Below are 26,859 nucleotides of genomic sequence, written 5' to 3'. Positions count from 1 at the left end.
CTTTTTATCTTTGAAATCATGACAGATAAGTACAAGCAAATTAGAGACATTAACGAAATTGAAATGACAAAACAACTTGTAGAGATAGACGAAAACTATAAAATGATTTTTAAACAAATTTACATTGACAGTGTTATTTTTACTTTGTTTTGGACTTATATCTGTTTTTTTTGTTTATTTGAGTAACTAAAATAATTCCTATGAAAAATACTATAGTAACTGCTTTACTTTTGATTTCTTTCTTTGTTAATGCTCAAGATTACACTACCATAGATAAAATGCAGAATGGAACATTGAGTGCGTTAAAAGAAGTGACTAACAAACTTGCAAACCTTTCAGGTAAAAGTTTTGAACTAATCAAAGAGAAAGATATAGGAGAATATTATTTATTAGTTTACTTACCAACTGGTTTAACTGTCGAGCAAAAGGAAGAATCAAGGGTAAATCGTTATGAAAATGGCATCATTTTTAAGTTGCTAAAATTAAATTCTGGTGCATATAAGTTAAAAGAATTTTTGGCAGAACCAACAACAATGTTTAATGTTGTAAAAACTGTTTTTTATCCTGATGCTATTCCACAAGAAGATTATTTAATACAAACTAAGTACAGATACTTTACTGACAGTTCTAAAGGATATAAATTTTTCTTCTATGCCGGTGATTCTTTTAGATCAAAATATACTTTTGTATCAAAGTAAAAAAAGCGCTCGAAATTGAGCGCTTTTTTATATTTAGTTGCAAACTGTAATCAAAAAAGTTAGTTTGCTTATAATTTGTAAGTTATTTATCTTTGTTGCATGTCAGTAACAATTAATAGAAGTTTAGGGATTCAGCGTAATAAATTACTACGTTACAAGCTTATTAAAGAATTGTATCAAAAAAGCATCCAGGATCACCCTTACACACCCACTACAAAAATTCTGGAATACTACATTGCTCCTGTTTATCCAATTTCACGTACAACTTTGTATGAAATTTTATGTACTCCGGTTACTACAGAATTGAGAGAAATTGAAGAGGCAATCGAAAAACAAAAACAGATTAAGGCAGCACAAACCCGTTTATTCGATTAGACATTTGTAAATCCAATTGAGTAAGTAACTTGATATTCCTGAATTCCGTCATCGCGTCTTATTCTTCGAAGTCCGGTTCGCATTAAAGCCCCGGATAACTCAACCGGTCTCCATCCGTGAAACTCCTGGTGTATCTTTTCTATTATTTCCCAAATTTTCCAAGCATTATCTTTCTGCGATTGTGGCGCATGAAAACTGGTATTACTTAATTTCAAATCAGCAATTATAAACGTTATTGTTCCTTCCCCAGTCTGCCGGTGGATAGGATTAGCGTTGTTGTCCTTTCCAATATTGGAAAAAATTAAATTTGTGATATCGATCAAACCACATGGAAACTTTGCCGGAGGGTTCGGACTGTAACTGTCCAATTGTCCCCAATCTTCATCGATGCTTTTTAGTTCAGATACATTTCTCATTTTAGCCTGAACATTTTCTAAGAATGCTTTCATTTTTGTTTTAATTCGTTATAAAAATACTGTTCCAGTTCTTTCATGTTTAAGGCGACAATATCTTCAATCCTTTCTCTCACGATAGGATGATCACCGATGAACTGACGTTTTTCAATTTTCATTTTAGAGCCTGTTTTCATGAGTGCTAAATTTTTCCATTGCTCAGCCTCAGCAGATAATTTCTTATTTCGTGCTGTTTCGCGTATTACTACATTATCATCACGATCCTTCTTTTTGGTTATTGCGCCGGCAGATTTATAATACATCGCCCAGAAGAAACGTTTCATTTTCTCAGTGACGGTGATCTCACCACCATCATTTTGGATTGTAGCGTATGGCAAAGAACTTGACCAGGTAACGGAGTTAGGATCTTGTTTTGGAGACATAATCGATCTTCTTAATTTTCCTGATCTGGCCAGTAGTGATCCTCTTCTGTTTTGAAGTTTGGTTTCACTCCATTTTTTAGTGAAAAAAGATTTCCTTTCAAAGTTTCGATCAAATTCTTCGCTGATGTCAACTTTGACATCTGACAAAACATTCTTTAAAAAATCGTTTGGATTCATAAATTGTCTTTAACTGTTTTTGCTCCTTTAACTTTTCCGTATGGGTGTGCAGGTGGGAAAACTACCTTTTGTGCACCAGGATTAAACCGGAATATTTCTAACCTGTTTTTACCATCTTTGCCCTCTTGTGTTGTTGCTTTTTCCCCTGCTACATTTGCTTTTTCAGAATCGCTTTCCTCATATTTTCCCTTCAGAACCTCTATAGCCACACATCTGCAACGCCATCCATTTGGGGGGTAGAAAAAATTCCAAAAAGGATCATCTTTTGGTAACGTAATATCATCCAACGTCTGATGTGAAGCTCTTACACGTTCATCTTTGGCGGTACGATATTGTAAATTGTACCTTGATCCCGTTGCCAGATTTGCCCATTGTGCGGCTGCCTGTGAACTGGCTACAGAAAACTCATATTCAGCCTCGAGATAATTTTGATTGTATTTTACATTCAGATCATCAAACTCTTTTACTACTTCAGAGAAAGGTTTTAAATTACCTTCTTTGGTAAGCAACAGTTTAGAGGCTTCAAAAAGTTGCGCATTGGTTTTTAGTGATCCGAACAAAAAAGCATCGTCCTGAAGTGCTTTTCGCATTTCTTCGGGCATGTCATTGTCTTTTATAGCAAAATCAAAAACGTCAAAGGTTGACTGGATTAATTTTTGGTATGGCTTTTCGGTTTGTAAATCTTCAGGTCTGTAGTTTCCTCTTTTGTGCAGGTGTTTAAATGCCTTTTCACCGGCATTTAAAAGCTGTTTAAACTTTTCACTAACTCCTAAATTTAAAACCGTTGCTTTTCGCTCACAATCATCACAGCCGCAATTATACAAGTTATCTAACCGGGTATGTAATGCCCTGAAATAATCAGGGCTTAAACGAAAAAACCTTCGCCCATGCTTAATGATAGCTGTGTTGCCGGTTCTGTTTTCTTAGTTCCTATTACTTTTATCCCGAACTTTTGTTCAATCCATTTCGGATCAATTTCTAAAAACTTAGCAGCTTCAACAACCATTTTCCACAAAGCGTCTAAATCTTCAGTTGCATCATATTTGTACATAACACCAGCCGGTAAAACTCCCAAAGCTTGTAGTGCAGGTATAACAGTATCACGCCAACATTGCTCAATTAGTGAAAGATCACTATCAACTAAATCTTCTAAAATACCAATGGAAGTTTTTTCCTTTCCGTTTGATCCGTTTTTGGTGTCCTGACCAACTACGGTTCCAGAAATACCCATTGACATTTCATTGTTACAGAAATTTTTAAGCGTGGTATAAACTTCTCCATTTGTAGTAACACCTTTAGCGAACTCAAAAGTTTCTGAATCATCAATGATAAAATATGCCGCAGTACCCATATCAGCCATCATTTGTTTGGCACGTTCAACCATCACCTCATCCTGTGTGTTGGTTTTCATCACGCGAGGCGGAATACCATAAATCTCACATAGTTCACTGTGACAACTGTTCGCAAAACGTTTAAACAAAACCATTGGCACGCAGCCATCAAGTAAGCCAAGAGTTGTATTCTTTTCTCCAAACTCAATAAGCCAGGAACCATATTCTCTCTGTTCCCTGTACTTTACTTTTTTATCATCCGTATAGTCATAATAGATATATCCATTAACCGGGTCTACGTTTTGACGGGCGATGGTATCGAAAGTTAAAACTGGCTCATTGTTTACCATTTTATACTCGAATTCTCCAAGTGAATGCCGGCGGAAAATGGTTTCTAAAATTGCTTTGTTGATCTGAAAAACAAATCCTTTATTTTGCAGGGCTGTTGTCAGTTCTTCGTTGGTTGTCCCGTCAGCATTCTTAATTGTAAATGCCCGGGATAATGATTTTAGCATTCTATTGTTGACCTGTGACTGTAGATGTAAATCGCGTAGGATATTGTCATACAAATTATGTATAGGATAAAACTTAGGATCCTGCTCAAGCTGTGCGGCATTCTGAGCATCAACATAGTTTTTTATATCTTGCCTGGTCTGTGATACTGTTTTGGGAATAATTTTTGAAATATGACCACCTGATGAACCTGAAGTTTTCCCTGCTGCCAATTCAGTTGATGTTACCTTTTTTCCAAAGGCTTCTTTCCAAAGTGTTTTTATACTCATAATTAATAGTCGTGATTAAATTTTGTTCTTGAACCCATTTCAAATGGTTGTTTATCGCCTGCTGTTGTGTCGTCACGTACAAGCTGAGGCAGTGATGAAACGTTTATTTTTCCTTCAGCTACTTTTGTAAACCAGGACACAGCTCTATCATACCTGTCTTTTGCTTTTTCATAGATGAAATCAGCATTGCATAGCTCCGCTAAATACCATTTTGCCATCGTACTACATTGGCGTACAATTAGCGAATGCCGGTCATTTCCAGTTTTATTAAAGATGTTTTCTACATCATACAATAACCTACCGTCGAGCCATTTTTTATTATCCGGGTTAGGGGTTAGATAACTTTTGGCCTCTTCAATTGCTGCATTACAGGCTTGATCTACTTTTCCATTATCACCATCGGTAATCTGGTCGATCTGGTAGTCATAAATCGTACTGCCTAAATCTTCTTTATCTATAAACATAACTTAGTATTTACGGTTGTCAATTTTTCTAACATGGTGATCTGTAACTTCTTTAGTTGTAATATTTTCAATAATCCAGATACCCCCTTCAAATCCATCAGGTCCGTCCATCATTTTGGAATTTGGATCAACACCTACAAATTCTTCCTCCATTCTTTTCATGTGTGGATTGTCTTTTTCTTCGACATTGAAGTAGATACAACCTTGTTTGTATTTCGGCTCTATGGTTCCTTCAATACGAGTGTATTTGTCGCCTTTACTTCTTTTGTCTAATGACATGAACAAAGGAAATTTACTAAGCAATCTGGCTACAGTCTTAATCAATGGTTTTAAAACCTGTTGATAAAATGGATCCTGAAGACTATTGTTTTCAATCCAGTTTTTAAAGGTGTCAACCTTTCTTTCTTTTACATAGTCATGTGCATGATAGAGGTTTTCGACAAAGGTTCTCTGTGTCATATTATCCAACCATACTTTGTACAAGAAGAAGTTTCCAGATTTGTAACCAATAACACCTGTAAATTTTCGTGAACTGCCTTTCGTACTTTTGTTACTGGTTGCAGGATCAGAATAAACCAAAACATGGTCACATGATTTTAAAGGCGGACACTTAGCCCAGTTGACTTTTTTAAATATTTTACCGACCTTAATCGGGTTGTTGTAATACTCCTTTTGAATAGCACTTGAAGTCATATTTTCGAGCGCAATATCTATGAGTTCTTCAGTATTTCTCTGAGGCCATGTAGAACGTCCGTTGTCATCCCTAATGTTTACAATGTCATGTATTTTGGCTTTTTTGGCCATTTCTGTAATACAGCAATACTTAGCAATAATATTTCCACATGCTATTATTAGCAATGGTACGGAGATTGAACGCGTCGGAATCAATGCATTTACAATCCATTCATATTTTTTTTCAATAATATCAGGGTTCAGGCAGTCCTGATCCGTATCAATATCATCAATTAATATCACATCCGGTCGTGCCGCATCATTACGGGTTCCACGAGGTGATTGTCCGGCACCAACAGCCCTGAAAGAAACGCCTTTTCTTGTAGTAAAATCACCCTCTTCCCATCCGCTTAACGCTTGCTGTTCTCCATAATCATTTTTTATTCGATCATTGACTTCAAGACATTTTTTGTAAGGATTTAAAAGCCTTGCTGCATCATCATAAGTTGCGGATGTTAGAATAACAGTTTTCTTTTTTCCAGTAAGAACTAGTTTTAAAACATCCATCATAGTTCGACCAGACTTGGATAAATCACGCGCCCACGATCGAACCTCGTTCCATTCCGGATTGTTATGAACCCTTATTGAAGATTTAATATGAAATGGCGCGGGTTTTGAGGTGTAAAAGTTTGGAAAATAATACTCGTACCATGCTTCATGGTCAGCCTCTAACTTTTCTATTCTTTTCAGCTTTTCAGTTGCCGTTTCATTCAGATCAATGGGAGTTGCTCTAAATTGATTCGTAACAAATTCATCCCAGGCAGTTAACTGGAGTTTGTCTTTTCTACTTAGTGCCATCGTTCATTTTTTCTTTTACAAAAGCGTCACAATAGGTCGTTAATTGATTGGCAAATTTTGGATCAATAAGCCTTATAAACATGATCAAACTTTTAACAACTGATATTGTTTCACCAATATTAGTTTCAGTTTCCAAACGTTTTATAGCGGTTGTAAGCTTTGAAATAATATCAGTATCTTTTGAGTTGGGGAAATTCCCAATCAAAATAGGATAGTCTTCAGGATCAAACTTTGGATATTCTAATTTTTCGTCACCTGAACTATCTTTCAGTTTAACAGGCTTTAACATGAAGTTAGGAATATCGCGAACAATTGGGCGTGTTCTTATTTCTTCAGTTGCATTTGCTAATTGGTGATACAAATTAGTTAATTGTTTGTCTTTGGTAACAAGTAAGGATATTTTTAGTTTTTCCCAATCCCCTTCTTTTACCCATTTACCAACTGTTTTTTCAGTGACTTTTAAACGCTCAGCAATTTCTTTCTGCGATACATTATCGTTCACAAAAAGCACTTTTGCGAGGTCTTTTTCTACCTGTTTTCGAGTTCCCATACTTTAATATTTATGTCAAAACTCCAAAACAGACAACTCTAAAAAAAACAGGCGTTTACTTGCTTTACAACTTTGTCCTCAGTCCAAACTCCGTTGTTTTGATAGTTGTCTATCAGTTTTTTAAGAAACAAAACCCGCTAATCTTTGTCATCTCAATAGGCGATAAAATGCCAGGATAAAAAAAGAAAAAAGATGCCAAAACCAGTAATTAAACCTTTTGTATTTAATGACGAAACAATTGAAAATACTTATGGTTTTTCAATTTTAACTGCCGGAATCGATTTAAAGCGATTTACAAAAAATCCGGTGATGCTTTCAGATCATTGGAACTCAAACTGGAATGTGATTGGAAAATGGTTTGATGTGAAAAAAGACAAGGGACTCTTACACGGAATGCCGGATTTCGATACGGATGACAGTGACACTGCCCTTATTGCCGGAAAGGTTGAACGTGGTTATATCAATGCCTGTTCAATGGGAATCATCTTTGACCACGAAAACCTTAAAATAATCGATGACAAAGTAGTTCTAACCAAATGCGAATTGGTAGAGGTTTCAATTGTTCCGGTTCCAAGTAATGCAAATGCTGTACGTCTAATGCACTCAGATGGTAAAGTAATGGATGAAAAGGAAATCCAAGAACTATCACTTTCTGTTATTCCTGGTATTAAAAATCCCGAATTAAATCTAAATCAAGACAATATGAAAAAAATCGTTTTAAGCATTGCCACACTTATGGCTTTGGGTTTTGATGATCAGCCAGCTGATGGTCTGGACGCATCTACAGTAGAATCCAAAGTTTTAGGACTGGCTAAGCAGGTTCAAAAGTTAACCACTGAAAACGACTCCTTGAAACTCGCTGCTAAAACAGCAAAAGAAAAACAGGAGGCCGAAGCCAAATTAAGAATCTCTACAAAAGTTGATTTGGCAATTACAAAAGGACAGTTTAAGGCTGATCAAAAAGAAGAAATGGTAAATCTGGGGATAGCTTCAGAAAGTGCACTTGATACCGTAATAGGTTCAATTCCCACAAAACAAAACTTCAGTGCAGGAATTAATGTACAGACAGGAAATGGTGGCACTGAAATTAAAACGATGGATGAGTTTGAGAAACTTGGCCATGAGCAAAAATTAAGCTTCAAGGAGCAAAACCCTGAAGCGTACAAAAAACTGTTTAATCAATAAATAAAAAAATATGCCAGCATCATTTCCAGAAATGTGGGAATCAAGGGTAAGAACCTTGCTTCAAGATGAGCAGTTAGCTCCGTGGTTAGATGGAATTCCAGAGATTGAAACTTCAGTAATTGAAGTAGGTTCCGGATCAGCATCTGAATCAAATTTAATTCATATCCCAATCACAACCTTTAGACCAGGTGTATTAATTAATAATACAGCCTATCCGCTTGCTTTAGTCGATTATGATGATACAAGTATGACAGTAAAGTTAGATAAATATCAAACTAATGTAACCACATTAACTGATGACCAGGCAAATGGTTCTAGCTATAAGCAAATTGATTCTGTAACTAAATCACATCGTGATGATGTTACTGAAGCAAAATTCGCAAAAGCAATTCATTCACTTGCACCGCAAACAACTGTTGCCGGGAAAACATTTGTGATTCAGGCCACTGGTGACGAAGTTACACCAGGAGGCAGAAGAAAGCTTCTTTGGAAAGATCTTATTACTGCAAGACGAGCAATGGATAGTGCTAAATGTAAAAAGAAAGGTAGAAGATTAGTGTTGTCATCAGATCATGAAAATGATTTGTTAGAAGATAATTCAAACAAATATGCTGACAAATTAGCTGATTATTTATCTGGCCAAATCAAAGGTATGTTAGCAGGTTTTGAAATGTATCAAAACATTGACAATCCTTACTATACCGCTGCGGGTGTTAAAAAAGCGTGGGGCGCAGTTCCTGGTGCAACTGATAGAGTTGCCTCTGTTATTTTTCATCCTGAAAATACTGTAAAGAAAACAGGTATGACAAGACAATATTTTGCTGATGCAAAAACGGCACCACGTACCCAACAAAACGAGTATAATATTCGTCATTATTTTATTGCAGTTCCGGTAATGGAACGTTACCAGGGAGCGATCATTTAAACCTTATTTAATTCATTTTTAAAGGCTGTTGAAATCAGCAGCCTTCTTTTTAAAATCACTTATGGATCAATTCTTATACCCAACTCTAACAGCTTTTTTCGCAGCCTTAATTACATGGTTTTTTAGTCGAAAAAGTACCGAAATAGACAACGAAATTAAATCAGCTGATTTTTATAGAAATCTATTAGACGATGCAACAAGAAGGCTTAATCAAGCAATTGACACCATAAACGAAAGAGATGAAAAAATAAAGGTGTTGATGTTGGAAATAGAACTTCTAACAGATGAACTTAAAAAATTTAAACAACTAAACGGTAAAAGCTAATGAGCAAATTATCCGAAAAAACTTTACAGATTGCCATCACGCAAATAGGTGTTCAGGAAGTACCTAAAAACAGTAACGCCGGTGCTGATGTAGAAAAGTATTTAAAGTCCGTAGGACTTGGAAAAGGTTACAGTTGGTGTATGGCTTTTGTTTACTGGTGTACTGTCGAAGCATCTAAACAATTAAATACTAGCAATACACTTCAAAAAACAGGCGGTGTCCTGGCAATGTGGAACGCCAGACCATTACTACGAGTTAAGGTACCACAACCGGGTGATATTATGATTCTTGATTATGGCGGAGGCTTAGGCCATACCGGTATTGTAGAGAAAGTAGTCGGAACAAAGATTCACACTATTGAAGGAAACACAAACGATGTAGGAAGCCGGGAAGGTTACGAAGTTTGTCGAAGAGTTAGAGAATTATCAAAAATTAAAGGATTTATAAGACCATGAAAAATATAAAAATTGGTTGTTTATTTTTTGTTCTCACCATGATCCTGGTTTCTTGCGCAGGCAAAAAACCAGTAGTGGTGCAGAATACGATAACAACAGAAAAAACAATCACTGAAACGGTACATGATACTGTGTTCAAAATTGAAAAAGACAGTTCCAGTTACAACGCCTTGTTAGATTGTATTAATGGAAAGGTAGTAGTAAAAGATGTCTTGCGAGCCGAACCAGGGCGCAACCTAAAAAGCCCAAAGGTTCGGATTGCCGACAACTTCCTCAAAGTTGACTGTGAAGTAAGAGCGCAGGAACTTTTTGCCCAATGGAAATCAACGTACATAACACAGAATAAGCAAGAGATCAAAGAAGTTCCTGTCGAAGTTCCTGTAGTAACAAATGAGCTTACCTCATGGCAGGAAAAACAGATACGCGGATTTTGGCTTTTGGTAGCAATATTGGCTCTTCTGGGTTATCTAAAAATTAAAAATACTTTAAAAAAAACAACATAATGAAAAAACATGAAATTTTCGAATCGAACCCGGATTTAAAAGAGGTTCACATGACATCTGACGGACAATCTTTTTTCAAAGAGAGCGACGCAAAGAATCACGCAAAAACCTTGCAAGACAAGACAGTTGAACTGGTTGTGAATCCCTCTGACTATGAAAATCTTTTGGACGATCTGGACGAAGATCAAGACGATTTTTCGGAAAGTGACTTAGGTAAAAAATTAATTGACGGTCTGAAATCATTTTCAGCAGATCAGTTTAAAAATGAAGCTGAAGGCAACTTCTTAAACTCAGATGCCCCCTTAGATAGTATTGTTGCTGATTTCAGCGGTGAAAAAGTTGGTCAGGCTACAAATGAGCCTTTAACTCCAATTACAGCAAACGCAGACGGTTCTGAAAATATTTTGGTTGAAGGAATTGGTGGTGAAATTGATCTAAATAACATTCCGGTTCTTTCTGTTGAAGAGACTCAGGCTGTTATAAATGCAGCTTCAGTTGAAGAAGTATCTGCTGACGAAAAAAAGAGCAACGCAAAAAAAGGTAAATAATGGCAAAACCAGGTGTAAACATATCATTTGAAAACGGCAATATAGGAACAGTAGCCACAAGTCCTGACGGCATTTGTGTAATTGTTTCCAGTGCCGTTGCAAATGGAAGCTTTGCCCTAGGCAAAGCATATACTGTCTATTCTTTGGAAGAGGCAGAAACTTTAGGCATAATTCCAACAGTTGCAGGAAACTATGAACTACACAAAACTATAAAAGAGTTTTACGCTGAAGCAGGAAACGGCAGCGAACTTTGGCTTTATGGAGTGGCTAAAACGAAAACACTCGATGAGTTGGTAACGGTCAGTAGAGAGGTTTTAACAGCTTCAAACAGACGAATCCGTTTTGTTGTTTTAAAATATGCACCATCGGTGGCCGAAACGGTAACAACCGGAGGATTAAGACAAGGATTTCCTGCGACACTCGCAGCAGCTCAGGCAATTGCTGAGGAATTTACAGTTGAGAAAACACAACCTGTTGTATTTATCATTGAAGCTTACAATTTTACAGGTGTTGTGGCTGATCTGGTAGGTTTCACGGACACCACTTTTAACAGGGTTGCTGTGCTGATTGGAGATACAGAAAAAAGAACCGGAATAACCGCTTCCAAAGGTGCCGCAGTAGGTGTTTTAGCGGGCAGAATTGCGAGTAATCAGGTTCATATAAATGTAGGTCGCGTTCGCGATGGTGCTTTAAAACCATTAGAATTTTACATTGTTGATACACCTGTTGAACAGGCAAACATTGACGCTATTTATGATAAAGGTTTCATCACTCCAACCACTCACACAGGAAAGAGCGGTTACTTTTTTGTAGATGATATGCTTGCAACAGAAGTATCTGACGATTATCATTTTCTTACGCGAAGACGTGTAATTGACAAAGCTTATGTTTTGGCCAATCAAGCATTAACTGATTTTATCCTGGATACGGTTCCACTGACAAACGAAGGTAAAATACAGGCCGCTTATGCAAAGGCACTTGAAGCGGAAGTAGAGAGGGTAATTGTACAGCAAATGACTTCTAAGGGAGAACTTTCGGCAGATGTTACAATTGCCAATGATACAGGTGTTGAATGTATCATCGATGTAACCAATAACATCGCCCAGGATTCAACAATCAAAGGAAGAATCAGAGTTCGTCCACATGGATATGGCAGATTCTTACAATTTACAATCGGATTTAATACAGGTCAATAATTATGAGTTTCACATCGAGAGAATACGAATGGGCAGACTTAACGCTCGTTTTAGGTGGCCGCGATATCACAGGTTTTCGCGGTATTAAATATACCGAAAAGGCAGAGAAAGAAGCCATTTTTGGTAAAGGTCGAAATGCGCACAGCATCCAGACTGGAAATGTAACTGTAGAGGGTGAGATCACAATTTTACAATCAGAAGTAATCGCACTCGAGAAAGCCGGCAACGGATCTATTTTGGGGTTGAATCTTGATGGTGTTGTTTCTTACGGTGATCCCTCTACCGGAAGTGCTATGATAACCGACAGAATCGTTGGTATTTCTTTTACTGAAGCCCCAAAAGAATTGAAGCAGGGTGACAAATTTATGGAGGTCACAATTCCGTTTATAGCCCTGGCAATCAAAAAGCAATCTTAATTAGAACACTCCTTCGGGAGTGTTGTTTTAAAACACAAAAAATAAATGAAAACAGCTACACCAGAACAAATATCCGAATGGAAGAAAGAACATATTTATGTATATGGACTTAAAAGCAAAGCGGCAGATAAAATATGCTACTTGCGTAAACCAACACGTCAAGAATTAAGCTACGCTTCAACAGTAGGAACAACTGATCCGTTAAAATTCAACGAACACATTTTAAACTCATGTTGGCTATTTGGTGACGAAGAAATAAAAACTAACGATACTTTGTTTTTAGGTATTTGTCCGCAGCTCGATACAATCTGCTCCTTTGAAGAGTTTGAGTTGGAAAAGTTGTAGAGTCATTAGCAGTCGACAAAAATGACTGGCTCAGAATAGCGAACGCCCAATTAAGATACTATATGGGTCTTAATCCTGATGACTTGACAGATCATGAATGGGCATCAAGATACGCCGAACTAATTTACATCCGAAAATCTGAATACAATCAATTACAATGAGCAACACTTTAAGCTACATGATTCAAATCAACAGTAATGTTGATAAGGCCGCTGCCCGATTTACTAGCTTTTCGAATAAAGTTCAAAAGGAAGTTGATAAAATTCAAAAGAAACTCAATTCCATAACACTGGAATCCTTCATTAATAACGTGAATTCCGCTGCGGCTGGAATTACCAGCTTCAATGAACCAGGAATGAAGCTGAGCACGAGCATGTACGATTTACAGGCTATTACGGGAGTGGCCGGAGCAAAACTAAAAGAAATAGAAGGTTATGCCCGTCAAAATGCTAAAACTTTTGGGGGTGATGCTGCCGAATCCGCAGAATCATACAAATTAATTCTATCACAATTATCTCCTGAAATTGGTAAAGTTCCAAAGGCTTTAAAAGCAATGGGTAAAGAGACTTCTGTCACTTCTAAACTTATGGGAGGTGATGCCGTAGCCGCTACAAACGTTCTTACAACTGCTATGAATCAGTACCAGGTTTCCCTTGAAGACCCAATAAAGGCCGCTAAGGAAATGGGTAAAATGAACAATGTGATGGCAGCTTCGGCCAAAGAAGGTTCTGCCGAGCTTCCACAAATTGCGCAAGCTTTAGAGCAATCCGGATTGGCAGCCAAAACAGCGAATGTATCTTTTGAAGAAACAAACGCGTGGATTCAGGTGTTGGATAAAAACGGTAAAAAAGGCGCTGAGGGCGGTGTTGCACTTAGAAACGTAATGGCAACTTTGGCACAAGGAAGATTTTTACCAAAAGATGTAAAAGCAGAATTAAAGGCAGCAGGTGTAAACATTAATACCTTAACAAACAATTCTCTTTCGCTTGCTGATAGAATTAAACCTTTAAGAAATATAATGAATGACCAGGCATTGGTTACAAAATTATTCGGAAAGGAAAATAGTAATGCCGCAATTGCAATGATCTCCAATATTACTGAGGCAGAGCGATTGACAACCGCCGTAACCGGAACAAATGTTGCTTATGAACAGGCTGCCATTATAATGGAAAGCCCACTGGAAAAAAACAAGAGACTTCAGGCACAAATCGACGATTTTAAAATTTCGTTGTTTAACGGCACAAACGGTTGGTTAGGTTATGCCAATGTAGTAGGCACGACTGCACAAGATTTTGCTAATCTAATGCCGCTGATTTCAGGAGCCGGCAAAGTTCTATCAGTAGTGACTAGTGCCACAAAGTTGCAGGCACTATGGACTACAATTATGACCGGAGCAACTACAGCCTGGACTGCTGTACAAACAGCTTTCAATGCTGTTATGGCCATGAACCCAATTGTATTGATTGTTGCGGGTGTTATTGCTTTAATTGCTGTGATTGCGTTGGTGGTCTCTAAAACAGAAGGTTGGGGAAAAGCCTGGAAACATACCATCAATGGAGCAAAATTATTGTTTCTGGCCTACATACAAACCATTAAGGCAAATTTTAATCTGATGATCAACGGTTTTATGATTGGGATCAACAAAATACAAATAGCCTGGTACAAATTTAAAAATGCCGTTGGATTAGGAAACAAGGCAGAAAATAACGCTCAGATTTCGCAGTTAAACGCTCAGGTTGAAGCCCGAAAAAAATCAATTGCTGATGGCTACAAAAAAGCATACAACACTACAAAGCAGGCCGCAGGAGAATTTAAAGCTGCCTTTGATTCGGTAAAGTGGAAAAAGAAGCCCAAGGAGGAAGAAGAAGGCGGTATTTCAAGTCCAGGTATTCCGGGAGCTAACTTGGGAGGTGGTCAGAATACCGGTCAGGGAGGTGAAAGCATGAAAAAGAATAATGAAGCGGTTGCCACCGGAGGAACTAAGCACAATTACATCACTATAAAAGTTGAGCAGTTAATTGGACTTAAAGCCGATACGGTGAGCGGAGGAAAAGATACGGCAAAACAATCAGGCGAAGGTGTAGCCGATGAAATATTAAGAACATTAGCAATGGCCGCAAGTGCCACAGGATAATATGACTTTAGACAATCAAGATTTACTATTTGCGTCTTTAATGGGAAGCCGCGCAGTTAACCTACTTCAGAACACCAATATCATTAATAATGATTTAGCTAGTAAGGTTCTTCCGGTTATTCCTTTTGTCCCGGTAAAGAATAATCCAAATAACGTTTCCATTAAGCCAGGACACGCAATAAATGCAGAAGGCAACTGGACAGTTAATGATGGTGTTGAGGAACAAAAGCAGTTTTTTCCCCTAAGTTTTTCATTCACTGAAAATGGTCAAAGATGGCTTTTCCCGTATGAACCGATGATTAATATCAGTTCAGGAAACAATATTATAAAACGAAATGTTGCCAAACAGGGAGACAAGCTGATCGGAACAATAAAAGAACGTTGGAACAGAAAAGACTTTGAAATTACAGTAACTGGGGTACTCATTGGTAGCATTATGCAGGGAAAACCGGAAGATTGCTTTCCAAGAGAGCAGTTTGTAAAATTGTTTGAATTTTTAAAGTATGCGAAAGAAATTCACATTTCATGTCATCCATTGGAGTTGTTAGGTATTAATAAAATTGTTGTTGATGATTATAGTTTTCCATTTACCAAAGGCGAAAATGTTCAAGCCTATGAGTTAAAATTAACTAGTGATTATTCTTATGAACTTTTAATACCGGAAGATTTTTAAATGTATTTGATTAATTGGAATATCAGATTTAAAACAGAGGGTAAAGTTTATTCTCTTCAGACAGTCGAATCAATTGACATTGAATGTAGTGTTGATAATTTAAGTGACAAAGCAGTTATCACGCTTCCTGAAGCTTTCATGAACCAGGTATTCAATATTGGAAATGAGGTGAAACGCGGTTCTGAAGTAATCATAAAAGCAGGATATGACGATGATTTAAGAACTGAATTTGTGGGATATGTTGAAGATGTTACCAACAAAGACAATTCTTTAAAAATCAATTGTGAAGATGCTCTTTTTCTATTTAGAAAAACGGTCAAGGATGTCGTTTTAAAACCTACCTCCCTGCCAAAGCTCGCGCAGCTTTTAATTGATCAGATTGATCCATCGTACAAACTAATGTGTGATTATGACATTACCTATGAAAAATTTACCATTCACCAGGCAACGGCATACGATGTTTTGAAAAAGCTTGCTGAAGAAACAAAAGCAAACATCTATTTCAATACAGAAAAGAAAGAACTGCACATACACCCACCCTATATTGAAAAAGGAGGTGAAGCAATTTACTCAATGCAACGCAACATTGAAAATAGTGCCCTGGACTATAAAAAGGCTATCGATCGAAAGGTCGAGGTTACTGTTGAGAAAACAAACCTTTCCGGGAAGATTGAAAGTTATACAACTGGTACCACCGGAGGTGATAAGATCACCTTAAAAGTAGGTTCTGTCAGTACTGCTGATTTAAAGAAAATAGCAAATGCTGAGCTTATAAGACGTTCAGCAGATATGTACGAGGGAAGTATTGACGGTTGGGCAATTCCATTTGTACAACCAACATATTCAGTTAAAATAAAAGACGAAGATTACCCGGAAAAGGACGGAAAATATTACGCAGTAGGCGTTACAACCTCAATCAATGAAAGCGGTTTTAAAAGAACAGTAAAGTTAGGAGTAAAACTAAGTGTATGATAACAGAAAAAACTTGGGAAGAATTTAGAAAAACAGGTTTGCTATTACTAGTAAATCAGTTTCTACACATTTTCGGATGGGCAATTGTGATAAATGTTTCTGAAGAAGAAAAAGAGAAAATAGTTTCGGCTTATCCGGCACGAGTTAAATTTCGTGGATTTGATAACAAATCAACTTCTGAAGCATACAAAAATGTTTCAAAGTACATGACTGATAACTCAAAACAGTTATTGCAAGAATCTGAAGAGTAATGGACAAACCGGCACAAATAAAACAGGCGTTACGTGATGCTTTAGGCGTTAATCAAAATCTGCCTTTTACTGCTGAAGTAGTATCAGTTGAGAATACAACATGTACGGTGAAGTTGGACAGCGGACTTGTTATTGATGATGTACGGCTATGTGCGACAATAAATGAGAGTGAAGATGTTTTTCTAATGGTTCCTCAAATTGGTTCGTTTGTAGTACTGATCAGTCAAACAGGTGAGCTTTCAGGACTCATTGTAATGAAAGCTGATCACTTTGACAGCATGTTATACAAAAAAGGAAATTTTGAATTTAAAATTGATGCCACTGAAGGGAAATTGACTTTAAAAAATGGTAGTGAAAGTTTAGGCAAATTGGTTTCTTCTCTGATCAGTGAAATTCAAAACGCGATCATTGTTACACCTGCCGGAAGCGGCAGTATATCTCCAACAACAAAAGGTAAACTAATTGAATTGGACAACAAATTTAAAACCCTTTTAAACAGCAATTAAAATGGCATTAAACAAAGCAGGATTAAAAACAGCAATTAAAGCATTAATGACCGACATGCTTTCAAAAGAAGAAAATTCAATTGATGAGTTTGCAACCCGTCTAAGTGATGAAATTGAAACATTTGTTAAATCAGGAACGGTGACAGTTACAGTTTCAACAACGGGTACGGCACTCGCTCAGACTGGAACCGGAACCGGAGGTATAAGTTAATCATGAAAGATCGAGGCATTCAGTTAATTGATAATAATGACCAGGGAACTGTAATGGATTTAAAAATAGTTCCTGTTCGAAATACAGACAACAAAATTGTTCGCGGTCTGGTAACCGGTAAAACTTTGGAGCAAAATATCGCAATAATGCTTATGTCGCATCAGGGAGAGTTGAAATTCAGACCTGATCTTGGTGTGGGTATTCAGGATATTGCTCTAAGTGAAGATTATCTGGTTTTTAGACATCGAATCAGAGAACATCTAAAAAAAGACAATCTTATTGTGACAAAGCTTGATCTTTTTGAAAACAAACCTTTTAAAATTGAAGCTGAATATGGAAAGTAGTATTTATCAAGGTCAAAGTTTACTGGATAAAACAGTTGAAATGACAGGTACAATCGACAATATTTTTGAAATGTCCTTAGAAAACAATTTATCAATAACTGATAACTTGAAAATTGGTGATACTCTAAAATATCCGGGTAAACAGTTAAAAGTAATCACTGATTTGTTTAACAATAAAAACAGATGTGCTACTATGGTAACAGAAAAAGATTTCGAAGTAATAATCATAGACGATGGCATTGGGGCAATGGTGATTGAAAAAACATTTATAGTAAGATAAGTAATGGCACGAACAAAATCACAAATTAAAGCGGAAATGACCATGTCTTTTATGGCAAATTCAACTTTATCGAGTATTTACGGTTTCACACCAGGAACATCTTTTGAAGCTGAGTTCTCCCTTGTGAGTTTGGAGAATATTATTTTCGAAATTGTTGCTTTAATGGTTGAGTTGCACGAAAAAATGTTTGATCAGAATGTTGTTGAAGTGCTCGAAATAATTGAAACCAAAATGCCCCACCGCGCTTCCTGGTATCGAACAAAAGCTTTATCATTTCAGTATGGTTTTGATTTGATTACTGATACTGATAAATATGACAACAATGGTTTTACAGATGAACAGATCGAAGCCTCAAAAATTATTAAGTATAGCGCAGTTACCCAAAATGGCGGTCAGTTATTGATTAAAATAGCATCGGAAAGCAATGATCTATTAGCCCCAATTACTCCGCCACAAAAACAGGCATTTGATGCTTACGTACGTGAGATTGCAGATTGTGGTGTTAAATACATCGTGATTAATAATCCGGCAGATATTTTACTACTGAATATGAAAGTTTTTTGTGATCCCCTTGTTTTAGACAGTACAGGAATGAGCATTTTATACGGTAATTATCCAGTTCAGGAAGCAATACTTCAGTATATGAAGGAACTTCCTTTTAATGGGGAATTGGTTTTGTTTGATTTGGAAACTAAAATTAAAGCAGTTGACGGCGTAAAAATCCCGGATATTTTCAATGCACAAAGTCAAATATACGATATTGGTTCAGGTACTTATCAACCCGCACAACCAATCACGGTTAAAATTGTTCCTGACAGTGGATACTTTAAAATTCTAAATTTTGATAATATTACTTATGTGGTATAAGGTAGATTGGGATAAACTCATTTTGTTGCTATTGCCAACATTCTTACGAAAGCCTGTTTTGTTTGGTTATGTGCGATCGTTAATCACTCCAATTGCAAGCCTGCATTACAAGTGGTCAAGGATACGAGAGGATAACTTAAAAAAGCTTAGCTACAACGGTCAGAGATGTTATTTAAGAGGCGCACTAAATGATAGATGTGATTCTGAGTTGAGACGTATTTATATAGACGAAGTTCCGGAACCAAATTTGAACTATATCTATCAACCCGAAGAAAATTTAGACTATTATCTGGACACGATGTATCTCGACTTAGATTTCACAGAAGGTGGGGAAATAGTCGACTTTGTAGTGTATGTCCCAAATGATTTAATGAACAAAATAAATGAGATTAAAGCAACTTTGGAGTTTTACAAACTTGCCGGAAAACTCTATAAAATACAAACAATATGAATAAGCAAGATTTTACCCTTATCAATGGTTATCCCTTAAATCAGGCATCACTTGACAGAATGCAAACGGCTTATACTATTTTCAACGCACTTGGAAATATTGTTGGAGATAAAACCATTATCTCAGGTTGTACTGTTAGCGGTTCTGATGTAAGTAATGGGGTAGTTTATGTTAACGGTGAAGTGTACGAATTTCGCGGAGGTTTGGCGCAAACAAAAGTGATTATTAAAGAAGAAACGACCAACTTAATTTATAAAAACAACAACTCTTACCCTGCTGTTAAAACTCGTTATGTGACTTTTGGAACAGGCATTGACGCGATGAATTGGTCAGACTTTAAGCCAGGCTTTCCAACTAAAGATATTGTAGCAGGACTTGCAGGAAAAGCAGATCAGACTGCATTTGATTCTTTGGCTAATGCTTTCGCCATTGTTGCAACAAAAATGGCAACCATTGAAACGGGGGCTCAAAAAAATGTACAAGCGGATTGGAACGAGGCAAACAATGGCAGTAATAGTTTTATCAAGAATAAACCAAATATTTCGAATCCCTTTTTGCACAAAGATAAGTATGACATTGGTGATGTTTTTGATGAAGATTTGCTGACTGTGACCTTTTCTGATGTTGGTACCGCTGACTATATAGTAAGTGGCGGTTTAGTCGGAACTAATAGCGACTTTACTCAGGACGCTAATGTTTACTTTCAAACGCGAGAACATACCAGAACTTCTTTTAAACTGGTACTTACCGAACAAGCAGGGGGAAGATTTCAAAAATTGTGGCTCCATTATGCATTAATACCTTTATAAAAATGGCACTTAAAGAAACAGTAAAACAATGGTTTAAGACCGGTTTAAAACCAACAGAATCGCAGTTCTACCAGTTTTTCGATTCTATATGGTGGAAAGAAGAAAAGATTCCGGCTAATAAAATCGAGAATTTACAGGAGATACTGGATGATAAGGCAGATTTTGATTGGGTTCAAAATAGTTTAGTACAAGCAAAGGATAGAGCATCACATACCGGTACACAGCTCAGCAGTACAATTTCGAATTTCAATGAGAGTGTAAACGCGTTACTGGCAGTATTTAAAGCGGAAAACTACCTTGATGCTACAAGTAGCATTCAAGGGCAAATAAACGCCATTAATAACCTACTTTCTTCCGATGATGTCAATTTGGATCAGTTACAGGAAATCGTTGATTACATTAAGTCTATACAGGCAAATATTGATACTTTATTAGTCAATGACTTGGTTACAGGTGGTACATTGAAAGCGTTGACGGCTGAAATGGGAAAAATGATAAATAATCGTTTGTTGGATTTAGAGGCGCGACCAATTCCTGAAGGGTTTTATGTCACCACTTTAATTGCAAGTTCTAAACTTTTATATTTTTCTGATCAGTTTCGGGAAGTAGATTTGCAGTCGGTTCTTCCAACAACAACTATCGTAAACACAAACGAAATAGTTCGAAATGGTAATGATTTGTTTATTGTTGGAAACTATTCACCCGATGGTAGCTTGACAACTTTTATAATGCGTTTAGTGAACTGTAGGTTAAGAGATAATATACTTGTATGGGAGAAATCGAACGCTATTGAACTTTCCGGACAAATTCACGGATTAATATGTCACAACGGATTTCTCTACGCAGCAACAATTACAACGGTGACCAAAATAACAAAAATAAATCCTTACGACTTTACAGATGTTAGAACGCTTACCATGCCTGCAACAGCAGAGTTTGACGGTCTTACTACTGACATTGTTGGTTATAAAGATAAACTTTACATTTTAGTGGCAACCGCCTATTATCAACCATCAAAATTTATTGAGATTTCGGATGATTTGACACGTTATCGCCAGGTATTTTCTCAAACTTCAAGTACAAGTTACAGAACCGCTCCGGGCATTCCTTTTCTGATATATAACGACGAGTTGTACATACCATTTTTTCAGAATGCTACTAATATCTCAGTAAGAGTTTATGATCTACAGGGGAATATTAAGAGAGAACGCACCGGTATAACGATTAATACTATAGTTGGTGGTGGTTCATTCGCTGTACCACACTGGATAGGAATATTTAACAATAAATTACTAATAACAACAATATACGGTAAATCGTTGGTTAGATTGGATTGCCAAACCTTAGCAACTGAGGAAAGTGTAGCCCTCGCGACATCGGTTACAGATGATAACACAGTTTCAGCAGATGGATATGTTTTTTTAAATGGTGAAAAAAGTAGCTTTGATACAGCAGCTCCGGTACAACTGTTAAAGGTTAAGTACAACAATTTTACAGATAAGACTATCTTACTTGCTGATTCTGCTTTTAATAATGGAAACGGCTCGTATGGCTCAATCAATAACAACATTGATAAGTCTGGTCTGAACTTAAATGCAAAGAAAAATAACTATTTGACCAAAACGGCAGACTACACAATTGTGTTAAATGATTTTCCAAACAACAACTGCCTGTTGATTTTCGCAGATGCGACTACCGCAGCGTTTACAATTACGCTGCCTACAGCTTTGAGCAGCAACGGTTACGAAGTGACAGTTATCAAAACTGACGCTTCGGCAAATAGTGTAACGGTGAAAGGAAACGGAAGCCAATTGATAAACGCATCAAACACGCAAGTTTTAGCAGCGCAATATGATAAAATCAATGTAAAATCTAACGGAGTTCAGAACTTCATAATTTAAACGTTGGTTAAATAGTGTTTAAACAGTAACAAAAAGCCTGTACGTTATTCGTGCAGGCTTTTGTGTTTTTGCTCAGAAAATGTACATTTTATATAAAAAAACGGTACATTTCATTTTTGCGATTATATACCAATAAAGGACATGTCCGTAAAGTCTTTTTCTTTTAATACTTGTCCAACCTGATAAACGGCAAGTAAATTATCGTCTAAAGTGGTGTCTCTGTAGAATAGTTTTAAATCTGAAAAAGTTTCATCAAGAATATCTTTAATGCGTTTATTTTTCATGTTTGTTTCTATATTAAGGATAAAAACAGATTTTTATAGATTCCCAATACTGTCCAGTTCTCTTTTCAAAGGTTCAATTTGCTGAAAGAAACGCGTTTTGTAATTTCCGGTTAGAGATTCTCCTGTTGGTAAGTTAAGTCTTAAAGCATCTACCTGAACGCCATTTTTCCAGAAACGATAGCAAACGTGAGGCCCTGTCGCAAGACCGGTGCTGCCAACTAATCCAATGGTTTGTCCCTGTGTCACACGCTGACCGCGTCGAACTAAAATTCGGGACATGTGTAAATATTGAGTAGAATAAGTTCCGTTGTGTTTTACTTTTACAAAGTTTCCGTTTCCAGCGGTGTATCCTGTTGCTTCTACAACTCCCGAAGCAGTTGTTGAAATTGGTGTTCCGGTTGGGGCGGCATAATCCGTTCCTTTATGAGCTTTCCAGGTATGTTGTACCGGGTGGAAGCGGTTCGCAGTAAATCTCGAAGTGATTCGGCTGAATTTAATCGGGGTTTTTAAGAAAAAGTTTTTCAACGTTTTTCCCTGATCGTCATAGTATTCTATCTTTCCTGAAGTGGTATCTTTTTCAAATGGGAAGGCATAAATGATTTTTCCTTTATATTCAAAGAAGGCTGCTTCGAGATCTTCAACGCCATCGTAGGTTTTGCCGTTAATAAAACGTTCCGTGAAAATTAATCCATAACGATCTCCCTTTTTTAGTTTGAAGAAGTCAATCGACCATGAAAAAACTTTGGTAATTCTGCTGGCAAGAGCGGCTTCCACGCTTTCGTTACCCAGAGTTTCGGATAATGAGCTTTTTAGAACTCCTCCGATAATTTTACGTTTTAAAGTGACAGGTTTTATTTTTTTGCTGGCTTTTGCAATGCTGTCTCTTAAATCTATGACATAATAAGTCAGCGGGTCCGGCTGATATATAAAAACCTGTAACTTGTTTGTTTTGTTTTTTGAACGAAGTATCGTATAAGGTTTGTTGTAGCGAATGGTTCTTACATTAAAAGAATCTTTAATCTGTTCTACAACATCATAGACTTTTTTGTCTCCAATATTCTGACTCTGAATGATGGATCCAAAGGAATCTCCTTTTTTAATAGTATCGTGAATAACATTGAAATCAGCGTAATTAAAACCAAATTCTACTTTTTTAGTTTTTGGCTTAGAGATTTTAGTTTCAACTTTTTCGGCAGTTTTATTGCATGAAAATATTGAGAATAAAACGATTATGATTACGAATGCTTTTTTCAAACTTTTAAATTTTTTTAGGAAATTAATTGGTTGTTTCATTTCCCCAATTGGACAATTCTTCTTCGGTCCACAATTTAGGAAAAAAGATGCGTCTTTGGTATTTTGGGTGCATATATTTTTGCCAGTCACTTCCTCCGGTAGCTTCTCCGTTTCCTTTTCCGCTTTCCAGTATGTATTTTCTTGCAGTGTTCAGATGCTGCATTACCCAGGTGATGTTTACCGTTTTGTCATAATGACGCATTGCATCAATTAATTCTTGATTTTGTTGGTCATCTAAAGGTAGCTGAGTAAATTTCTGCCAGATGTTTTTTGATTTAAAAGTTGACATTTGTCTTAAGAACTGATCTTTATACTTGTTTTCAAATTCCTGAAGCAAATATGATTTTTCTCCGGTTTGGTAGTCTTTTCCCGCAGCCTGCCAATATAAATGTTCGAAACTGGTTTCTAACGGAGTATTTTCGTCAAAGTTTGGTTTGTATCTACGATCGGTTAAATTGATCACATCGGTTGATGCAAATTCGATTAATCGATATTGTGCACTTTGAAAGCCACTGGCAGGAGTAAGTGTATTTCTGAATTTCATGTATTGATCAACTTCCATTCCGTTTTCCATGATGCTAAACGAATTGGTCAGCATGTCAAAGTATCGTGTGATTCTTGATAATCTTTCACTGAAAAAGGCAACCTGAATGTTTTGTGTGTCAGCGATTTGGTCAATTTCCCACAAAATCATTTTAAAGATCAATTCGTTTACCTGATGGTACATGATGAAAACCATCTCATCAGGAAGCGTAGTGCGTTGGGTTTGCAAACTTAACAGGGCATCGGTTTGAATGTAGTCCCAGTAGGTGATAGGTTTTGACCAAAGTAATCCTTCTAAATGTACATCAGTTTTTTGATTTATGGCTTGGAATTTAAGGTCAATTTCTTTTAAAATTGATTCTGAATGATCAGTAGGGTTCATTATTTTTTTGCTTTAAATGGATTTTTTAATCCTTTATATTCGTCAAGGTCGGCTTTAAGTGATCCAACAGCCAAATCTGCTTTTATGCGTATCGGAACTTTGTTTTCGTCGTCTGTAATCCAAAGGGTTACGCTTTCTTTCTCTTTGAAAACCCTCCCCGTTTGCACCAGTGGTTTGAAAACCATGGAAGAAACGGTGCCAAATTTAGTTGTAATATCCTGTCGGCCTACATATTTTAACTTAAATTTTGTGATTTCATCATCAAAAAACATATCAATGGTGATGGCTTCGCCTGATTTGAGTTTGTCAATGTTTGGATGGTTTCTCAAATAATAAAAGGAAGAGATGATATCCTGAACATTGTCTGTAATTACGATTGTTTTTTCTGTTTTGCGCTTATAATCTTTTACTAAAACTTTTTTCTCAGACTGGTCGAAAAAGCCTTCCTGATTTTTGGTGTAACCTCCTTCGTTTATTTTTCGAACGTAGCGATAAGGATCTCCGTTTTGCTTGTCAAAATAACTTTCATAAAGATCTTCTACTTTAAAGAAAAATTTCGACATTCCGGTTGTATATCCTTTTCCTACGGCATGAAATACTTTTTTATTGTTGATTGTCGCGTCTTTAATTTCGAGAGTAGCGTAACCGGCGTTTATAATTCCGTAATGAATTCTGAATTTGAAATATTCTCCGGTGTCGAAAGCATCTTCTTTTTGAGTGTCAAAACCTAAGGTCGTAAGAACTAATATGAGCAGGACTATTTTTTTCATAGTACATTTTTTACATTTCACTATTAAAGGTATATAAATGCAAATTTTATTCCAAATGTATCAAAACAAAAAAACTCCGTCAAGGAATGACGGAGTTTTTATGCTATTAACTAACCAAAAAACTATAAATTATGAAATTTATATCAATTCGGAAGGAAACCACCCCTTCCTGATTTGCGAGTGCAAAGATAGATACAAAGTTCAAAAAATAAATGTTAAAAAGTGAGTTTAACATAACATTTGCATAAAAACCATCGTTTTACAGAGAATTTTTTTGCATAATGTAAAAAAAATGCATTTTTACAGCGTTCCTCTCAATTCCTGTTCTCTTTCGATTGACTCAAAAAGAGCTTTAAAGTTTCCTGCACCGAATCCTTTTGCCCCCATTCTTTGTATAATTTCGAAAAATAGTGTTGGTCGGTCCTGAACAGGCTTCGTAAATATTTGTAACAAGTAACCGTCTTCGTCTGCATCGACCATGATGGCTAGTTTTTCGATTTCGTTAATGTCTTCTTTCATCATGTCCATGTGTACGCCCAATCTCTCAGGAATCGCTTCATAGTATGTATGAGGAGGAGGAGATAAAAATTCAACACCTCGTGCTCTCAATTGGGATACCGTTTTGATGATGTCATCTGTAGCAATGGCTATGTGCTGAATTCCGGGACCACCATAGAAATCTAAATACTCTTCAATTTGTGATTTTTTCTTTCCTTCTGCAGGTTCGTTAATAGGGAATTTAATTCTTCCGTTTCCGTTTGACATTACTTTACTCATCAATGCTGAGTATTCTGTGGTAATCTGTTTGTCATCGAACGATAAGAAATTGACGAATCCCATTACTTCTTCGTAGAATTTTACCCAAATATTCATTTCGTTCCAGCCTACATTTCCAACCATGTGGTCGATGTATTTTAAACCGGTTGGCTCCGGATTGTAATCCGATTTCCATTCCTGATACCCCGGAAGGAAAATACCATTGTAGTTTTTTCTTTCCACAAAAATGTGAACTGTCTCTCCGTAAGTGTAAATTCCGGAACGAACCACTTCTCCAAATTCGTCCGATTCAACTGTTGGTTCCATAAAAGAGCGGGCACCACGTTTTATAGTTTCCTCATAAGCACTTCTGGCATCTTCTACCCAAAGAGCGGCTACTTTTACACCGTCACCATGTTTTTTAAGGTGTTCGTGAATTGGTGAATCCTGTGTTAACGGAGTTGTTAGAACAATTCTGATTTTGTCTTGTTTTAAAACATAAGAAGCTTTGTCTTTTACTCCGGTTTCTAATCCGGCATAAGCTAATGACTGATATCCGAAAGCTGTTTTGTAATAATGTGCCGATTGTTTTGCATTCCCGACATAGAATTCTACATAGTCGGTTCCTAATAACGGAAGAAAATCCTGTGCTCCTTCGAAGATTTTTTCCAATCCGTATTCTACTGATTTTACTTCTTTACTCATGGTGTTTATTTGTTTAATCGGTTAAACGTTAATTTGTTTAGCCGAAAGAGTTATTTTTTTTGAATGTTTTTTTACCGCAATGTGCGC

The 26,859-nt window shown here is 36.7% G+C and carries 35 protein-coding genes; 23 read left to right on the top strand and 12 right to left on the bottom strand.

What is annotated here, in order from left to right; all coding sequences use genetic code 11:
* Positions 1 to 200: 200 nt before the first annotated feature.
* On the top strand, positions 201 to 698 hold the full coding sequence (locus ACAM30_RS06945; RefSeq protein ID WP_369617820.1) for a hypothetical protein: 498 nt from the start codon (positions 201 to 203) through the stop codon (positions 696 to 698).
* Between the two features lie 99 nt (positions 699 to 797).
* Positions 798 to 1,073: a hypothetical protein gene (locus ACAM30_RS06940; protein WP_369617819.1), complete on the top strand. Its 276-nt coding sequence runs from the start codon at positions 798 to 800 to the stop codon at positions 1,071 to 1,073.
* Here ACAM30_RS06940 and ACAM30_RS06935 read toward each other — a convergent pair.
* Genes ACAM30_RS06935 through ACAM30_RS06905 form a run of 7 tightly spaced genes read right to left on the bottom strand, consistent with a single transcriptional unit; the run spans position 1,070 to position 6,742 of the window.
* On the bottom strand, positions 1,070 to 1,522 hold the full coding sequence (locus ACAM30_RS06935) for a hypothetical protein (protein WP_369617818.1): 453 nt from the start codon (positions 1,520 to 1,522) through the stop codon (positions 1,070 to 1,072). The two genes, ACAM30_RS06940 and ACAM30_RS06935, sit on opposite strands and share 4 nt — an antisense overlap.
* Positions 1,519 to 2,085, bottom strand: a complete 567-nt coding sequence (locus ACAM30_RS06930; RefSeq protein ID WP_369617817.1) for a hypothetical protein — start codon at positions 2,083 to 2,085, stop codon at positions 1,519 to 1,521. The genes ACAM30_RS06935 and ACAM30_RS06930 overlap by 4 nt, the downstream gene beginning before the upstream one ends.
* Entirely contained in the window at positions 2,082 to 2,909 is an 828-nt protein-coding gene (locus ACAM30_RS06925; protein WP_369617816.1) for a phage minor head protein, read from the bottom strand. Before ACAM30_RS06925 ends, ACAM30_RS06930 begins: the two co-directional genes overlap by 4 nt.
* A gap of 41 nt (positions 2,910 to 2,950) precedes the next feature.
* Positions 2,951 to 4,198, bottom strand: a complete 1,248-nt coding sequence (locus tag ACAM30_RS06920) for a DUF935 family protein (RefSeq protein WP_369617815.1) — start codon at positions 4,196 to 4,198, stop codon at positions 2,951 to 2,953.
* A 2-nt stretch (positions 4,199 to 4,200) separates the two neighbouring features.
* Entirely contained in the window at positions 4,201 to 4,662 is a 462-nt protein-coding gene (locus tag ACAM30_RS06915; protein ID WP_369617814.1) for a phage protein Gp36 family protein, read from the bottom strand.
* A gap of 3 nt (positions 4,663 to 4,665) precedes the next feature.
* The gene (locus ACAM30_RS06910; protein WP_369617813.1) at positions 4,666 to 6,192 is read right to left on the bottom strand and encodes a hypothetical protein; all 1,527 of its coding nucleotides are present in this window, start codon (positions 6,190 to 6,192) and stop codon (positions 4,666 to 4,668) included.
* Entirely contained in the window at positions 6,179 to 6,742 is a 564-nt protein-coding gene (locus ACAM30_RS06905) for a hypothetical protein (protein WP_369617812.1), read from the bottom strand. The genes ACAM30_RS06910 and ACAM30_RS06905 overlap by 14 nt, the downstream gene beginning before the upstream one ends.
* Positions 6,743 to 6,934: 192 nt before the next feature.
* Here ACAM30_RS06905 and ACAM30_RS06900 point away from each other — a divergent pair, with 192 nt between their 5' ends.
* From ACAM30_RS06900 to ACAM30_RS06800, 21 genes are all read left to right on the top strand, one after another.
* Positions 6,935 to 7,927 carry an HK97 family phage prohead protease gene (locus ACAM30_RS06900; RefSeq protein WP_369617811.1) on the top strand — a complete coding sequence of 331 codons (993 nt, stop codon included), beginning with the start codon at positions 6,935 to 6,937 and terminating at the stop codon, positions 7,925 to 7,927.
* Between the two features lie 10 nt (positions 7,928 to 7,937).
* The gene (locus ACAM30_RS06895; protein WP_369617810.1) at positions 7,938 to 8,852 is read left to right on the top strand and encodes a hypothetical protein; all 915 of its coding nucleotides are present in this window, start codon (positions 7,938 to 7,940) and stop codon (positions 8,850 to 8,852) included.
* A gap of 61 nt (positions 8,853 to 8,913) precedes the next feature.
* Positions 8,914 to 9,177, top strand: a complete 264-nt coding sequence (locus ACAM30_RS06890; RefSeq protein WP_369617809.1) for a hypothetical protein — start codon at positions 8,914 to 8,916, stop codon at positions 9,175 to 9,177.
* On the top strand, positions 9,177 to 9,632 hold the full coding sequence (locus tag ACAM30_RS06885; protein WP_369617808.1) for a CHAP domain-containing protein: 456 nt from the start codon (positions 9,177 to 9,179) through the stop codon (positions 9,630 to 9,632). Before ACAM30_RS06890 ends, ACAM30_RS06885 begins: the two co-directional genes overlap by 1 nt.
* The gene (locus ACAM30_RS06880; protein WP_369617807.1) at positions 9,629 to 10,135 is read left to right on the top strand and encodes a hypothetical protein; all 507 of its coding nucleotides are present in this window, start codon (positions 9,629 to 9,631) and stop codon (positions 10,133 to 10,135) included. Before ACAM30_RS06885 ends, ACAM30_RS06880 begins: the two co-directional genes overlap by 4 nt.
* Positions 10,135 to 10,683 carry a hypothetical protein gene (locus tag ACAM30_RS06875; protein ID WP_369617806.1) on the top strand — a complete coding sequence of 183 codons (549 nt, stop codon included), beginning with the start codon at positions 10,135 to 10,137 and terminating at the stop codon, positions 10,681 to 10,683. The genes ACAM30_RS06880 and ACAM30_RS06875 overlap by 1 nt, the downstream gene beginning before the upstream one ends.
* Positions 10,683 to 11,879 carry a DUF2586 family protein gene (locus ACAM30_RS06870; protein ID WP_369617805.1) on the top strand — a complete coding sequence of 399 codons (1,197 nt, stop codon included), beginning with the start codon at positions 10,683 to 10,685 and terminating at the stop codon, positions 11,877 to 11,879. Before ACAM30_RS06875 ends, ACAM30_RS06870 begins: the two co-directional genes overlap by 1 nt.
* Positions 11,880 to 11,881: 2 nt before the next feature.
* On the top strand, positions 11,882 to 12,295 hold the full coding sequence (locus ACAM30_RS06865; protein ID WP_369617804.1) for a hypothetical protein: 414 nt from the start codon (positions 11,882 to 11,884) through the stop codon (positions 12,293 to 12,295).
* Positions 12,296 to 12,340: 45 nt separating this feature from the next.
* Positions 12,341 to 12,640, top strand: a complete 300-nt coding sequence (locus tag ACAM30_RS06860; RefSeq protein WP_369617803.1) for a hypothetical protein — start codon at positions 12,341 to 12,343, stop codon at positions 12,638 to 12,640.
* A gap of 157 nt (positions 12,641 to 12,797) precedes the next feature.
* A complete protein-coding gene (locus ACAM30_RS06855; RefSeq protein ID WP_369617802.1) occupies positions 12,798 to 14,774 on the top strand; it encodes a phage tail tape measure protein in 1,977 nt (658 codons plus the stop codon).
* Position 14,775: 1 nt separating this feature from the next.
* Complete coding sequence (locus ACAM30_RS06850) at positions 14,776 to 15,447, top strand: DUF6046 domain-containing protein (protein WP_369617801.1); 672 nt, start codon at positions 14,776 to 14,778, stop codon at positions 15,445 to 15,447.
* On the top strand, positions 15,448 to 16,419 hold the full coding sequence (locus tag ACAM30_RS06845) for a hypothetical protein (protein WP_369617800.1): 972 nt from the start codon (positions 15,448 to 15,450) through the stop codon (positions 16,417 to 16,419).
* Positions 16,416 to 16,670 carry a hypothetical protein gene (locus tag ACAM30_RS06840; RefSeq protein ID WP_369617799.1) on the top strand — a complete coding sequence of 85 codons (255 nt, stop codon included), beginning with the start codon at positions 16,416 to 16,418 and terminating at the stop codon, positions 16,668 to 16,670. The genes ACAM30_RS06845 and ACAM30_RS06840 overlap by 4 nt, the downstream gene beginning before the upstream one ends.
* The gene (locus ACAM30_RS06835) at positions 16,670 to 17,176 is read left to right on the top strand and encodes a hypothetical protein (protein WP_369617798.1); all 507 of its coding nucleotides are present in this window, start codon (positions 16,670 to 16,672) and stop codon (positions 17,174 to 17,176) included. Before ACAM30_RS06840 ends, ACAM30_RS06835 begins: the two co-directional genes overlap by 1 nt.
* A gap of 1 nt (position 17,177) precedes the next feature.
* The gene (locus tag ACAM30_RS06830; RefSeq protein ID WP_369617797.1) at positions 17,178 to 17,387 is read left to right on the top strand and encodes a hypothetical protein; all 210 of its coding nucleotides are present in this window, start codon (positions 17,178 to 17,180) and stop codon (positions 17,385 to 17,387) included.
* Between the two features lie 2 nt (positions 17,388 to 17,389).
* Positions 17,390 to 17,731 carry a hypothetical protein gene (locus tag ACAM30_RS06825; protein ID WP_369617796.1) on the top strand — a complete coding sequence of 114 codons (342 nt, stop codon included), beginning with the start codon at positions 17,390 to 17,392 and terminating at the stop codon, positions 17,729 to 17,731.
* Positions 17,721 to 18,011 carry a hypothetical protein gene (locus tag ACAM30_RS06820; RefSeq protein ID WP_369617795.1) on the top strand — a complete coding sequence of 97 codons (291 nt, stop codon included), beginning with the start codon at positions 17,721 to 17,723 and terminating at the stop codon, positions 18,009 to 18,011. Before ACAM30_RS06825 ends, ACAM30_RS06820 begins: the two co-directional genes overlap by 11 nt.
* A gap of 3 nt (positions 18,012 to 18,014) precedes the next feature.
* Entirely contained in the window at positions 18,015 to 18,878 is an 864-nt protein-coding gene (locus tag ACAM30_RS06815; protein WP_369617794.1) for a nucleotidyltransferase, read from the top strand.
* A complete protein-coding gene (locus tag ACAM30_RS06810) occupies positions 18,853 to 19,329 on the top strand; it encodes a hypothetical protein (RefSeq protein ID WP_369617793.1) in 477 nt (158 codons plus the stop codon). Before ACAM30_RS06815 ends, ACAM30_RS06810 begins: the two co-directional genes overlap by 26 nt.
* The gene (locus ACAM30_RS06805; protein WP_369617792.1) at positions 19,326 to 20,138 is read left to right on the top strand and encodes a hypothetical protein; all 813 of its coding nucleotides are present in this window, start codon (positions 19,326 to 19,328) and stop codon (positions 20,136 to 20,138) included. Before ACAM30_RS06810 ends, ACAM30_RS06805 begins: the two co-directional genes overlap by 4 nt.
* A 2-nt stretch (positions 20,139 to 20,140) precedes the next feature.
* A complete protein-coding gene (locus ACAM30_RS06800; protein ID WP_369617791.1) occupies positions 20,141 to 22,039 on the top strand; it encodes a hypothetical protein in 1,899 nt (632 codons plus the stop codon).
* A gap of 122 nt (positions 22,040 to 22,161) precedes the next feature.
* Here ACAM30_RS06800 and ACAM30_RS06795 read toward each other — a convergent pair whose 3' ends face one another.
* The 5 genes from ACAM30_RS06795 to hppD all read right to left on the bottom strand — a co-directional run bounded on the left by ACAM30_RS06795 (position 22,162) and on the right by hppD (position 26,772).
* Positions 22,162 to 22,323 carry a hypothetical protein gene (locus ACAM30_RS06795; RefSeq protein ID WP_369617790.1) on the bottom strand — a complete coding sequence of 54 codons (162 nt, stop codon included), beginning with the start codon at positions 22,321 to 22,323 and terminating at the stop codon, positions 22,162 to 22,164.
* A gap of 33 nt (positions 22,324 to 22,356) precedes the next feature.
* Positions 22,357 to 23,577 (bottom strand): peptidoglycan DD-metalloendopeptidase family protein, encoded by a 1,221-nt coding sequence (locus ACAM30_RS06790; protein ID WP_369617789.1) that lies wholly within the window; start codon positions 23,575 to 23,577, stop codon positions 22,357 to 22,359.
* A 22-nt stretch (positions 23,578 to 23,599) separates the two neighbouring features.
* Positions 23,600 to 24,541, bottom strand: coding sequence for a tryptophan 2,3-dioxygenase family protein (locus ACAM30_RS06785; RefSeq protein WP_369617788.1), 942 nt, complete (start codon positions 24,539 to 24,541; stop codon positions 23,600 to 23,602).
* A complete protein-coding gene (locus ACAM30_RS06780) occupies positions 24,541 to 25,311 on the bottom strand; it encodes a DUF3108 domain-containing protein (RefSeq protein WP_017497442.1) in 771 nt (256 codons plus the stop codon). The genes ACAM30_RS06785 and ACAM30_RS06780 overlap by 1 nt, the downstream gene beginning before the upstream one ends.
* Positions 25,312 to 25,611: 300 nt before the next feature.
* On the bottom strand, positions 25,612 to 26,772 hold the full coding sequence (hppD, locus tag ACAM30_RS06775) for a 4-hydroxyphenylpyruvate dioxygenase (RefSeq protein WP_369617787.1): 1,161 nt from the start codon (positions 26,770 to 26,772) through the stop codon (positions 25,612 to 25,614).
* Positions 26,773 to 26,859: the final 87 nt, after the last annotated feature.

The organism is Flavobacterium sp. CFS9 (genome assembly GCF_041154745.1).
Taxonomy (GTDB): domain Bacteria; phylum Bacteroidota; class Bacteroidia; order Flavobacteriales; family Flavobacteriaceae; genus Flavobacterium.
Note: the sequence above shows the minus strand (reverse complement) of the source record. Positions and strands in the feature narration are given on the sequence as shown.